Origin of the sequence: Streptomyces albidoflavus (assembly GCF_000719955.1) — a bacterium.
Taxonomy (GTDB): Bacteria; Actinomycetota; Actinomycetes; order Streptomycetales; family Streptomycetaceae; genus Streptomyces; species Streptomyces albidoflavus.
Genome location: NZ_JOII01000006.1, coordinates 243,925 through 256,296, shown reverse-complemented (window position 1 = coordinate 256,296; position 12,372 = coordinate 243,925). Strand labels below are relative to the sequence as shown.

At 76.0% G+C, this 12,372-nt stretch carries 11 protein-coding genes; 8 read left to right on the top strand and 3 right to left on the bottom strand.

Going from position 1 to position 12,372, the window contains the following annotated elements; all coding sequences use genetic code 11:
• Positions 1-126: 126 nt before the first annotated feature.
• Positions 127-942: a dimethylargininase gene (ddaH, locus tag IF45_RS0108985; protein WP_003947768.1), complete on the top strand. Its 816-nt coding sequence runs from the start codon at positions 127-129 to the stop codon at positions 940-942.
• Positions 943-963: 21 nt separating this feature from the next.
• Here the strand turns inward: ddaH and IF45_RS0108980 are convergent, their stop codons facing one another.
• The 3 genes from IF45_RS0108980 to IF45_RS0108970 form a co-directional block, all read right to left on the bottom strand.
• Positions 964-1,995: a small ribosomal subunit Rsm22 family protein gene (locus tag IF45_RS0108980; RefSeq protein ID WP_018896314.1), complete on the bottom strand. Its 1,032-nt coding sequence runs from the start codon at positions 1,993-1,995 to the stop codon at positions 964-966.
• 49 nt (positions 1,996-2,044) lie between these two features.
• On the bottom strand, positions 2,045-3,058 hold the full coding sequence (locus IF45_RS0108975) for a serine hydrolase domain-containing protein (protein WP_008415035.1): 1,014 nt from the start codon (positions 3,056-3,058) through the stop codon (positions 2,045-2,047).
• Positions 3,059-3,183: 125 nt separating this feature from the next.
• Complete coding sequence (locus IF45_RS0108970) at positions 3,184-4,539, bottom strand: multidrug effflux MFS transporter (protein ID WP_003947771.1); 1,356 nt, start codon at positions 4,537-4,539, stop codon at positions 3,184-3,186.
• Positions 4,540-4,768: 229 nt separating this feature from the next.
• On the opposite strand from IF45_RS0108970, the gene IF45_RS0108965 reads away from it, so the two are divergent.
• From IF45_RS0108965 to IF45_RS0108935, 7 genes are all read left to right on the top strand, one after another.
• Positions 4,769-5,782 carry a Gfo/Idh/MocA family protein gene (locus tag IF45_RS0108965; protein WP_003947772.1) on the top strand — a complete coding sequence of 338 codons (1,014 nt, stop codon included), beginning with the start codon at positions 4,769-4,771 and terminating at the stop codon, positions 5,780-5,782.
• A gap of 119 nt (positions 5,783-5,901) precedes the next feature.
• Positions 5,902-7,314 carry a glutamate decarboxylase gene (gene gad / locus IF45_RS0108960; RefSeq protein WP_008415041.1) on the top strand — a complete coding sequence of 471 codons (1,413 nt, stop codon included), beginning with the start codon at positions 5,902-5,904 and terminating at the stop codon, positions 7,312-7,314.
• 268 nt (positions 7,315-7,582) lie between these two features.
• Positions 7,583-9,019 carry a hypothetical protein gene (locus tag IF45_RS0108955; RefSeq protein ID WP_256671078.1) on the top strand — a complete coding sequence of 479 codons (1,437 nt, stop codon included), beginning with the start codon at positions 7,583-7,585 and terminating at the stop codon, positions 9,017-9,019.
• Positions 9,020-9,052: 33 nt separating this feature from the next.
• Positions 9,053-9,832: an SDR family oxidoreductase gene (locus IF45_RS0108950; RefSeq protein WP_051720679.1), complete on the top strand. Its 780-nt coding sequence runs from the start codon at positions 9,053-9,055 to the stop codon at positions 9,830-9,832.
• A gap of 134 nt (positions 9,833-9,966) precedes the next feature.
• Positions 9,967-10,431 carry a lamin tail domain-containing protein gene (locus IF45_RS0108945; protein WP_008403490.1) on the top strand — a complete coding sequence of 155 codons (465 nt, stop codon included), beginning with the start codon at positions 9,967-9,969 and terminating at the stop codon, positions 10,429-10,431.
• Between the two features lie 87 nt (positions 10,432-10,518).
• Complete coding sequence (locus IF45_RS0108940; RefSeq protein ID WP_008403487.1) at positions 10,519-11,433, top strand: PhzF family phenazine biosynthesis protein; 915 nt, start codon at positions 10,519-10,521, stop codon at positions 11,431-11,433.
• 61 nt (positions 11,434-11,494) lie between these two features.
• The gene (locus IF45_RS0108935) at positions 11,495-12,289 is read left to right on the top strand and encodes an SAM-dependent methyltransferase (RefSeq protein ID WP_018470719.1); all 795 of its coding nucleotides are present in this window, start codon (positions 11,495-11,497) and stop codon (positions 12,287-12,289) included.
• Positions 12,290-12,372: the final 83 nt, after the last annotated feature.

Genomic DNA, 12,372 nt, shown 5'->3' with positions numbered 1-12,372 from the left:
CCGGCGCGCCCCCGCGAAGAGCGGGTGATTCCGGCGCGTTGGGTACGAGGGGGGAGATTACGGGCAGACCATGGCGACAGGGGCCGCCACCGGGCGGGCCCTTCGCCCGTGAGGAGAGGAGTCCCCTTGCCTCGTCATGCCGCGGCCCGCCGCTACCTGATGTGCCGGCCTCAGTACTTCACCGTCGCCTACGCGATCAACCCCTGGATGAACCCGGCCAAGCCGGTCGACGTCCCCCTGGCCGTGGCCCAGTGGGAGGACCTGCGCGACCGCTACCGCGCCTGCGGCCACACCGTGGAGGAGCTGGAGCCGCACCCCGCCCTGCCCGACATGGTCTTCGCCGCCAACGGCGCGACCGTGGTGGACGGCCGGGTCCTCGGCGCCCGCTTCGCCCATCCGGAGCGGGAGGCGGAGGCGGCGGCGCACGCGGCCTGGTTCCGCGCCCACGGTTTCGGCGAGCCGGTGGAACCGCTCCACGTCAACGAGGGCGAGGGCGACTTCGCCGTCACCCGGAACTGGCTGCTGGCCGGCCGCGGCTTCCGCACCAGCCCGCTGGCGCACGCCCAGGCCCAGGAGGTGCTGAGACGCCCGGTGATCGGGCTCGACCTGGTCGACCCGCGCTACTACCACCTGGACACCGCGCTGGCCGTCCTGGACGACCGGACCGACGAGATCATGTACTACCCGGACGCCTTCTCCCCGGGCAGCCGGGCCGTGCTGCGACGGCTCTTCCCCGACGCGCTGATCGCCCGGGAGCGGGACGCGGCCGTCCTCGGGCTCAACGCGGTCTCCGACGGGGCGCGGGTCTTCCTGCCCCAGGCGGCGCAGGGGCTCTTCGGGCCGCTGCGGGAGCGCGGGTTCGAGCCGGTCGGCCTGGACCTGAGCGAGCTGCTCAAGGGCGGCGGCAGCGTGAAGTGCTGCACGCAGGAGCTGCGGGGCTGAGCGACGCCGGCCCCGCCCTCGTCAGGGGGCGGGGTCCTCGCGCGGCGGCCAGGGGTCGCCCCAGGCGGTGTCGCGGGCGGCGCGGTAGAGGGGGCCCTGCCGTTTGGTGACGGTCTCGCGGCTCAGCTCCTCGGTGTCCCGGCAGAGGTCGAGGAGGACCTGGCCCTTGCGGGTCTGCGGCCGGCGGACGACCCGGGCGGTGGCCGGGCCGGGCCGGAAGCGGGTGGCGGCGACGTAGCTGAACTTCTCGTCCTCCCAGGCCAGCGAGGCGCCCTTGACCTGGCGGTGGAGGGAGGAGCGGCTGACCCGGGCGGCGAAGTGGCACCAGTCGGTGCCCTCCTCGATCGGGCAGGCGGCGCTGTGCGGGCAGGGTGCGGCGATGTGGAACCCGGCGGCGACCAGCCGGTCCCGGGCCTCGATGATCCGCCGGTAGCCGTCCGGGGTGCCGGGCTCGACGACGGCGACCACCTCGGCGGCGCCCGCGGCGGCGTCCACCACGGCGGCGCGGTCGGCGGGGGTCAGCTCGCCGAGTACGTAGGAGACGGTGACCAGGCCGGTGGGCGGGACGTCGAGGGCGGCGTCGATCCGGGCCCGGCGCCACCGGGCGTCGCGGAGCGCGGCGGAGGGGGCGCGGGCGGCCAGTTCGCGGCCGAGGGCGAGGGCGGGTTCGGCCCAGTCGAGCACGGTGACGGGCCGGGGGGCGGCGCCGTCGGCCGGGTCGGGCCAGATGTCGGCGGCGGCCCAGACGGCGGCGCCGGTGCCGCCGCCGATGTCGGTGTGGCCCGAGGGCGTCCACTGCGGCACGGCGTCGGCGAGCGCCCCGAGCGCGGCCCGGTCGGCCTCGAAGGTGGCGGGCATCCGGTACGCGGCGTAGGCGACCACGTCGGAGCGGTCGCGCAGGACGGGGGCGTCGGTGGGGGTGGCGCCCCGGTAGTTGGCGATGAGCCGCGCGGTGGCCTGGGCGGCCTGCCGGGGCGGCAGCCCGTCGACGAGTTCCGCGAGGGTGGCGCGGAGCGCTTCGGCGGGGGCCTGGGGGGAGAGTGGGGCGTGCACCGGGGAAGTGTACGAGGCGGGCGGGCCCCCGCCGGAACGCGCGCCCCGGTCAGGCTCCCGGGCCCGGGGTGCGGGCGGCGCGGGCGAGCAGGGTCGCGGCGGCCGCCCGGGGTGCGGAGTCGGCGGGTCGGCGGCGGGGGTGGACGGTGTTGGCGAGGAGGACGAGGAAGGTGTCGGTGGCCCGGTCGAGGACCAGGGAGGTGCCGGTGAAGCCGGTGTGCCCGGCGGCGCCGCGTCCGGCGAGGCCGCCCATGAACCAGGGCTGGTCGATGCCGAAGCCGAGGCCGAGGCGGAGCATCAGGTCGACGTAGTCGGGGCCGAGGATGCGGGCCTGCCCGTGGGCGCCCCCGGCCAGCAGGGTGCGGGCGAAGACGGCGAGGTCCCCGGCGGTGGCGAAGAGCCCGGCGTGCCCGGCGACGCCGCCGAGCGCCCAGGCGTTCTCGTCGTGGACGGTGCCGCGCACCATGCCCCGGTCGGCCTTGGCCCAGGGCAGCCGCTGGTCCTCGGTGGCGGCGGCCTCGGGGCGCGGGCCGAAGGAGGTGGCGGTCATGCCGAGCGGGCGGGTGATGCCGTCGTGGACGAGGCGGTCCAGGCCCCGGCCGGTGAGGCGTTCCAGGACGAGCTGGACGAGGAGGAGGTTGAGGTCGGAGTAGCGGGGCGGGCCGCCGGGGGCGACGAGCGGCTTCTCGTGGCGGAGCGCGTCGAGCCGCGCGGTGGCGTCCGGCAGCTCGTACAGCGGCAGTTCGGGGCGGAGGCCCGAGGTGTGGGTGAGCAGGTGGCGCAGGGTGAGCCCGGCGTCGTCGGCGGCGGTCAGCTCGGGGACGTACGCGGCGACGCGGGCGTCGATGCCGAGGGTGCCGCGTTCCATCTGCTGGACGGCGGCGACGGTGGTGAAGAGCTTGGTGAGGGAGGCGAGGTCGAAGGGGGTGTCGAGGGTGACCGGGACCCGCTGCTCCTCGGGGAGTTCGCGGGGGGCGTCGGCCTCGGTGTCCCAGCCCTCGTACCGCACGGCCCAGCCGGTGGCCTCCTCGACGGCGACGTAGGGGCCGCGTCCGGCGACCACGACGGCCCCGGCGCACCAGGGGCGGCGGCCCTGCGGGAGGCGGCGGACGCCACGGACGAGGGTGCGCAGCTCGCGGGGGTCGAGCCCGGCTCTCTCGGGGGTGCCGGGGCGCAGGCGGGGGGCGCTCAGCTGTCCGCTCCTCCCGTGTGCGGCGCGCCGGCCGGGGCGCGGCCGGGCCGGGCGAAGAGGGCCCAGCAGGCGGCGGCGAGCAGGGCGCAGGTCAGCTGGAGGACCGCCATGGGGACGGCGGTGTGCTCGCCCGCCACGCCGACCAGCGGGGAGGCGACGGCGCCGACCAGGAAGGAGGAGGTGCCGAGGAGGGCGGAGGCGGAGCCGGCCGCGTTCCGGGTGCGCATCAGGGCGAGGGTGGTGGTGTTGGGGGTGACCAGGCCGAGCGCCGAGACCAGGACGAAGAGTCCGGCGGCGACGGGGACCAGGCCGACCTCGCCGAAGACGCCGAGGGTCATCAGGAGCAGGGCGAGGGCGGCGGCGGTCATCAGGGCGAGGCCGGTGGCGAGGACCTTGTCGAGGCTCACGCGGCCGACGAGGACCTTGCCGTTGAGCTGCCCGGCGCCGACCAGCCCGACCGAGTTGAGGCCGAAGAGCAGGCTGAAGGTCTGCGGGGAGGCGCCGTAGATCTCCTGGACCACGAAGGGCGAGGCGGAGATGTAGGCGAAGAGGGCGGCCGAGGCGAAGCCGGCGGCGAGCAGGTAGCCGGTGAAGGGGCGGTCGGCGAGCAGGCCGCGCATGGTGGCGAGGGTGGCGCGGAAGCCGCCGGAGTGCCGGTCCTCGGGGGCGAGGGTCTCGGGCAGCACCCGGTGGACGAGGACGAGCAGGCCGAGGCCGATCAGGGTGAGGACGGCGAAGACGCCGCGCCAGTCGGTGAACCGCAGCAGCTGGCCGCCGATGAGCGGGGCGACGATCGGCGCGGCACCGGAGATCAGCATCAGGGTGGAGAAGAAGCGGGCCATGGCGAGGCCGTCGTAGAGGTCGCGGACGACGGCGCGGGCGATGACGATGCCGGCCGCCCCCGCGAGCCCCTGGATCAGCCGGAAGGTGACCAGCAGCGCGGCGTTGGGGGCGACGACGCACAGGGCGGTGGCGAGGACGTAGAGGACGAGGCCGGTCAGGAGCGGACGGCGCCGCCCCCACTTGTCGCTCATCGGGCCGACCACGAGCTGGCCGAGGGCCATACCGGCGAGGCAGGCGGTCAGGGTGAGCTGGATGGTGGCGGCCGAGGCGCCGTAGCTGTCGGTGACCGCGGGCAGCGCCGGGAGGTACATGTCCATGGCCAGCGGCGGGGTGGCGGTGAGCCCGCCGAGGACCAGGGTGACCAGGAAGCCGGTGCGGCGCAGCGCGGGGGTGGCCCGGGGCGGGGCGGCGGCGGGTCCGGGCGGGGGCGGGACGGCGCCGGGGGCCGTCCGCGCGGGGGCGGTCGGGGGGTGCTGCTTCCCGTGGGTGGTCGGGCCGCCGTCCGGCATGCTGCCTCTCCTGTTCGGGGCCGCGGGCAGGCTGTCGCCAGCTGGTCGCGGTCGTTCGGTCGTTCGGTTCGTCGGGCTCCTTATGCTCTCAGCTCGGCGAGGATGGTCGAGACCTTTTCGGCCGGGGCTGGCCGGAGGCGGTACGGCGGTGGGCGGGCGTTGTCCGGATCTGTCCGCCGGAGGTGAGCAGGCGGCGCCGTGAGAGGCGTCCTGACGTGAGGGGTGGGGCATGGCGGAGACGGAGACGGTGCAAGGGGGTTCGGCGCCGGTGCGGTGGGGGGTGCTGGCGACGGGCGCGATGGCCGCGGCGTTCACCGAGGACCTGCGGCAGCTGCCGGACGCCGAGGTGGTGGCGGTCGGGTCGCGTACGGCGGCCTCGGCACGCCGGTTCGCGGACCGGTTCGGGATACCCCGGGCGCACGGGAGCTGGGCGGAGTTCGCCGCCGACGACCAGGTGGACGTGGTCTACGTGGCGGCGCCGCACAGCGAGCACCTGCGGGCGGCCGGGATGTGCCTGGAGGCGGGCCGGGCGGTGCTCTGCGAGAAGCCGCTGGCGCTCAGCGCGCGGCAGGCCGGGGAGCTGGTGGCGCTCGCCCGGGAGCGGGACGTCTTCCTGATGGAGGGCATGTGGATGTGGTGCAACCCGCTGGTGCGGCGGCTGGCGGCGCTGGTCGCCGACGGGGCGGTCGGCGAGGTGCGCACGGTCGCCGCGGACTTCGGGCTGCCGGGGCCGTTCCCGCCCGGCCACCGGCTGCTGGACCCGGCGCGCGGCGGCGGGGCCCTGCTGGACCTCGGCGTCTACCCGGTGGCGTTCGCCCAGTTGCTGCTGGGAGAGCCGGAGCGGGTGACGGCGCGGGCCGCCCTCTCCGCCGAGGGCGTCGACACCCACACCTCGCTGCTGCTGGAGTGGGCGGGCGGCGCGCAGGGGCTGCTGCACTGCTCGGTGACGGCGGACACCCCGCGGGCGGCCTCGGTCTCGGGGACCGGCGGGTGGATCGAGGTGCCGGGGAGTTTCTTCCGCCCGGACCACTTCGTGCTGCACCGCCCGGGGAGCGAGCCGGAGGTGTTCCGCAGCGCGGGCGGCCCGGACGACACCTGGGCCCCGCAGGCGGCCGAGGTGATGCGCTGTCTGCGGGCCGGTGAGCGCCAGTCGCCGCTGGTGCCGCTGGAGGCGACGCTCGGGGTGCTGCGGACGGTGGACGCGGCCCGGGCGGAGGTGGGGGTGGGCTACCCGGGTGAGTAGACGGGCGCAGGGCGCGCGTCCCCCGGTTGCCCGCTGCTGGTGCGGAGCGGGGGCGCGCGGCCTACGTTCGAGCCGCGGGGCGCGCGCCCGGCCGCCCCTTCCCCTCCAGGAGGAGCACCGTGGCGCTGCATCAGGTGGGCCGGCCGGAGCCCGGGGAGGCGCCGGAGCCGAACGGCGGCGCCGACGCCGGCATCGAGGACGTGTACAGCACGCGGCTGAGCCGCCGGACGCTGCCGAAGCGGCGGGTGCCCGAGCGGGAGGCCGATCCGGTGGCGGTGCTGGAGCTGATCCGCTCCGAGCTGGCGATGGACGGCAACTCCTCGCAGAACCTCGCGACGTTCTGCACCACCTGGGCGGAGCCCGAGGTGCACGCGCTGATGGACGAGTGCCTCGACAAGAACATGATCGACAAGGACGAGTACCCGCAGACCGCCGCCATCGAGGCGCGCTGCGTGCACATGCTCGCCGACCTGTGGCACAGCCCGTCCGGCGGCGAGGCGATGGGCTGTTCCACCACCGGGTCGAGCGAGGCGGCGATGCTCGGCGGGCTGGCGCTGAAGTGGCGGTGGCGCAAGGCGCGGGAGGCGGCGGGCAAGCCGGCCGACCGGCCGAACCTGGTCTGCGGCCCGGTCCAGGTCTGCTGGGAGAAGTTCGCCCGCTACTTCGACGTGGAGCTGCGCCAGGTCCCGCTGGAGGAGGGGGCGACGGGGCTGCGCCCGCACCAGCTCCGCGCCCACGTCGACGAGCACACCATCGGCGTGGTGGCGATCCTCGGCGTCACCTACACCTGCGACTACGAGCCGGTGGCCGAGCTGGCCGCCGAACTGGACGCGGTGCAGCGCGACACGGGTCTGGACGTGCCGCTGCACGTGGACGCGGCGAGCGGCGGGTTCGTCGCGCCCTTCGTCCACCCGGACGTGGTGTGGGACTTCCGGCTGGAGCGGGTCGCCTCGGTCAACGCCTCCGGCCACAAGTACGGCATGGCGCCGCTCGGCGTGGGCTGGGTGGTCTGGCGCCACCGGGACCTGCTCCCGGAGGAACTCGTCTTCGACGTGGACTACCTCGGCGGGAAGATGCCGACCTTCGCGCTGAACTTCTCCCGGCCCGGCGGCGAGGTCGTCGCCCAGTACTACAACCTGCTGCGGCTGGGCCGCGAGGGCTACCGGGCGGTCCTCGACTCCTGCGGCCGCACCGCCCGCGCCCTCGCCGCGAAGGTGGCCGAGCTGGGACCGTTCACCCTGCTGTACGACGGGCAGGGCGCGCTGCCCGCCGTCTCCTGGACGCTGACCGACCCCGACTCCGCCGGCTTCACCCTGTACGACGTCACCGAACTGCTGCGGCTGCGCGGCTGGCAGGTGCCCGCCTATCCGCTCCCCGCCGACCGGCAGGAGACGGTGGTGCAGCGGGTCCTGGTCCGCCACGGGATCGGGTACGACAAGATCATGCTCCTCGCCGAGGACCTGCGGGAGGCGGTGGAACGGCTGAGCCACGGCGACCGCCGCGCGGCCCGGCAGCCCGGCTTCCACCACTGACCCGGGGCCGCACCCGTCCGGGCGGCGGCCCCCCCCCCCGCCCCCGGTCCCCCCCCCCCCCCCCCCGGCCGCCCCGCCGCCGCCCGCCGGGCCGCCGGGCGACGCCTGGCCTCCGCCGCCCCCGCCGGGCGCCGTTCCCCCGCCGCCGCCCGGCCCTCCGCCGGGTCCCCCGGACGCTCTGCGCGCGGTCGGCGCCGGGGTCCTCAACCTGAGCGGGCTCGGCCTCGGTTACCTGGCGCTGCGCCAGTGGCTGCCGGCCGGTGTGTGCGTGGCGGCGACGGCGGGGCTGCTCGTCGCCGCCCTCCCGGCGAGCCCGGAGGGGGTGCCCGGTCTCCTCGTCGCGGCGTGGGCGGCGGTCGCGGTGCTGGCCGCCGCCGACGCGGCGCGCCGCGCGCTGCGCCGGCCGCTACGCGGGTGGCCCCGCCCGGCGCTGGTGCTGGGGCTCGGCCTGGTGCTGCTGGCGGTCCCGGCCGGCGGCGCGGTGGCGTACGAGAGCGCCCGGGACGAGGCGGTCGAGGAGATGCTGCTGGAGCGGCTGGCGAAGACCGACGCGCTGGCCGAACGGGCCGCCGGGCGGGCCGGGTTCGCCGCCGGGAAGAAGGAGTACACCCGGGCGGTCGAGGGGTACGCGGGCCTGGCGGCGGACCATCCGGAGCGGCGGGCGGCGAAGAAGGTGCCGGCGAAGCTGGAGGCGCTCTACGAGTCGGTGGCCACCCCCTACCGCGAGGACGACCACTGCGAGGCGATCGAGCCGCTGACCTATCTGCGCGAGCTGCCGGACTCGGTGGGCGAGCAGGCGCTCGGCAAGCTGGCCACCTGGCCGGACAAGCCGCTGGCGGACGCCTTGTACACCTGCGGCATGGACCTGGTCGGCCAGGGTCAGGCCGGCACCGGCGGCGACCATCTGACCGCGCTCTTCGAGGAGTTCCCCGAGTCGAAGGAGGCCGGGCAGGTCGGCCCGGCGCTGCTGACCGAGGTCTCCGAGCGGTCCGGCGCGCTCCCCGACGACGCCTGCGACAACACCTCCCGGCTGCGGGCCCTCGACGCGCTGGCCGGGAAGCTGCCCGGGGAGTCGGTCTCCGGCGTCTCGGACAAGGCCCGCTCGGGGGTGGAGAAGGGCACGTACTCCTGCGGGGTCGAGGAGTTCGAGGACGGGAAGTTCAGCGAGGCCGCCGAGACCTTCACCGACTTCGCCGACACCTACAAGGGCAACAAGAACCGCGACAAGGCCCGCAAGGCGGCCATCGCGGCCGAGATCGCCGAGGAGCGCCCGGCGGCCGGGCGGAAGCTGCCGCCGGCCAAGTCCCCGGGCGGCACCCGGATGGAGCTGGTCGTCTCCAACGGCGGGCCCGGCACGGTGGAGATTCTCTACACCGGCCCGGTCACCGGCCGCCTCACGCTGAAGGCGTGCGCGGGGTGCAAGGCGTACGACAGTGTGGCGGCGGGCAAGGCCGGGGCCTGCAAGGACAAGAGCACGTCGTACCCGAAGCAGCGGCTCTCGCTCCCGGCGGGCGAGTACCACTTCCTGTACAAGCGGGGCTCGTCCACCGACACGGTGCGCAACCACTCCTCGGGTGCCAGGATCGAGCCCGGCTACACGTACACGGACTGCGCGTACACGGTGAAGGGGCTCGGCGGGCTGCTCCCGCCGCCGGTGGACGGGGCGGCCTGGACGCCGCCGCCCGGCACCGGGCGCGACCGGTGAGCGCAGGGGCCGCGGCGTCCTACGCTGCGGCCCATGACTGACGCACAGCAGAACGCAGAGCCGGGCCGGACCGCCGTCGTGACGGGGGGCGGTTCCGGCATCGGCCGGGCCGTCGCCCTCGAACTCCTCGCCCACGGCTGGTCGGTGGCGCTGGCCGGACGGCACGGGGGACGGCTGGAGGAGACCGTGGCGCTGGCGGGCGAGGCCGCCGGGCGCGCCCTGGTGGTGCCCACCGACGTCACCCGCCCCGAGGAGGTACGCGCCCTCTTCGCCTCCGCCGCCGAGCGGTTCGGCGCGCTCGGGCTGCTCTTCAACAACGCCGGGATCTTCGGCGGCGGGGGCGTCCCGGTGGAGGAGCTGGCGTACGAGACGTGGCGCGAGGTGGTCGAGGTCAACCTCAACGGCGCCTTCCTCTGCGCCCAGACCGCCTTCCGGCACTTCAAGGAGCAGCGGCCGCAGGGCGGGCGGATCATCAACAACGGCTCCGTCTCCGCGCACACCCCGCGCCCGCACTCGATCGCGTACACCGCGACCAAGCACGCGATGACCGGGCTGACCAAGTCCCTCTCGCTGGACGGGCGTCCGTACCGGATCGCCTGCGGGCAGATCGACATCGGCAACGCCGCCACCGACATGACCGACCGGATGCGGGCCGGGATCCTCCAGGCGGACGGGTCGGTGCGCAGCGAACCGGTGATGGACGTGGCCGACGTGGCGCGGACCGTACGCCACATGGCGGAGCTGCCGCTCGACGCCAACGTGCAGTTCGCCACGGTCATGGCGAGCGGGATGCCGTACATCGGACGGGGCTGATCCGGGCGGGGGCCCGGTACCGCCCGGGTCCCCGGCCGCCCACACAAGCGGAACGCACCATACCGGGGACAAGCACGCCCCAACAGGCTCTATGCTCAGCCTCCTTCACAGGAACTTCACGCACGGAGCACATCATGCGCATACGTCCCACCGCCGCCTGGGCCCTGGTCACCGCGACCGCCCTCACCGCGCCCCTCCTCGCGGCGGGCCCGGCCGCCGCCGCCCACCAGGGCGGGTTGCACCTCGCCAAGATCCAGTACGACAGCCCGGGCAAGGACACCCGCTCCAACGCCTCGCTCAACGCCGAGTGGGTCAACATCCACAACAACACCCGCTCGGCGATCCAGCTCAAGGGCTACAAGCTGAAGGACAACACCGGCTACACCTACACCTTCGGCAGCTACAAGATCGGCGCGGGCAAGACCGTCAAGGTCCGCACCGGCACCGGCAAGAACGTCTCGGGCACCGTGTACTGGAACCGCAAGCAGTACGTGTGGAACAACGACAGCGACAAGGCGCGCCTGATCAAGCCCAGCGGCTCCCTCCTCGACTCCTGCGCGTGGACGAAGAAGGACAAGGGCACCAAGAACTGCCACTGAGCCGGCCGCGCGGAACCCGGCGCGGGTCTCTCCGGAGGCCCGCCCGGCCCCGGGAATAGCTCCTCCCGGAGCCCGGTTGGCACGGCCATGAGCCTCGCCGACACGCCCGCCCCGCCCACCGCCGAGCCCGCCGTCCTGCGGTACGCCGCCTTCACCCGCGACCCGGCCGGGGGCAACCCCGCCGGGGTCGTCCTGGAGGCCGCCGGGCTCGACGAGGCCACCATGCTGGCCGTCGCCGCCCGCCTCGGCTACAGCGAGACCGCCTTCCTCACCCCGCCGCCGGCCGGCGGCGAGGCCCCCGAGGGCGTCCGCGCCTACCGCGCCCGGTACTTCAGCCCGCAGGCCGAGGTGCCCTTCTGCGGCCACGCCACAGTGGCCACCGCCGTGGCCCTCGGCGAGCGGCACGGCACCGGTGCGTACCTCTTCCACACCCAGGCGGGCCCGGTCCCGGTCACCGTCGACGAGCGGGACGGCGTCCTGCGCGCCACCCTCACCGGCGTCCCCCCGCACACCGAGGAGTACGCCGAGGCCGACCTCGCCGAGGCGCTGGCCGCCCTCGGCTGGGACCGCGCCGACCTGGACCCGGCCCTCGCCCCGCGCGTCGCCTACGCGGGCGCCCGCCACCTCGTGCTGGCCGCCGCCACCCGCGAGCGCCTGTCCCGGCTCGACTACGACTTCGAGCGGCTGCGCACGCTGATGCTCCGCACCGACCTCACCACGGTCCAGCTGGTGTGGCGCGACACCACCGACCCCCTGGTCTTCCACGTCCGCGACCCGTTCCCGGTCGGCGGCGTGGTCGAGGACCCGGCCACCGGCGCCGCCGCCCTCGCCTTCGGCGCCTACGCCCGCGAGGCGGGGCTCGTCCCCGAGGACGCCGAACTCACCCTCCACCAGGGCGAGGACATGGGCCGCCCCGGCGTCCTGACCGTCACCCTGGTCCCCGGCGACCCCCGCGTCCGGGTCAGCGGCACGGGCGTCCCGCTGCCGGAGCCGGCCGCCTGACGGGCCGGGCCGGGCCGGTAAATGAGGCGCGGCGCCCACCTCCCGTGACTACGGTGCGCCCATGACCTCCTCCCCCGGCTCCCCCGGCTCCCCCGACGCCGTCCCCGGCCCGCCCCGTCCCCGCGCCCTCACCTTCCACGGCCCGCTGGGCGAGGGGCGGGCGGCGGAGCTGACCGCCCGCCTCGCCGCGCACCGGCCCGCCACGGTGCTGGACATCGGCTGCGGCTGGGGCGAGTTGATGCTCCGGGTGCTCGCGGCGGTGCCGGGGGCGACCGGGACCGGGCTGGACGTGGACGAGGAGGATCTGGCGCGTGGGCGGGCGCTGGCGGCGGGGCGGGGGCTCGCCGGCCGGGTGGAGTTCCTCGCCGAGTCGGCCACCGGGACCCGGCGCGGCCCGGCCGACCTGGTGCTCTGCCTCGGCGCCTCGCAGGCGCTGACCGGTGCCGCGCCGCCCCGCCTGGTCCCCGAGGCGCTCGGGGAGTTGCGGCGGCTGGTGCGGCCCGGCGGGCGGGTGCTGCTGGGCGAGGGCTTCTGGGAGCGGCCGCCCTCCCCCGGCGAGCTGGCCGGAATGTGGCCGGACGCCGCCGCGGGCGACCATCCGAGCCTCGCGGAGCTGGTGGACGAGGCGGTCGCGGCCGGATTCCGCCCGGCCCGGATCGAGACGGCGACGCCCGCCGAGTGGGAGGAGTTCGAGTCGGGGTACCGCGAGGACGTGGAGGTGTGGCTCGCCGCCCACCCCGGCCACCCGGAGGCCGCCGCGGTCCGCGAACGGACCGACCGGCAGCGCGCCGCCTGGCTGAACGGCTACCGGAACGTCCTCGGCATCGCCTATCTGACGCTGGTGCCGCAGGAGTGAGGGCCCTCGCCCGGCAGCACGCGCCGCATACGCGGCCGTCTCCGGGGTAACCGCCGATCACCGCGGAGGACCGAGAGGGCCGC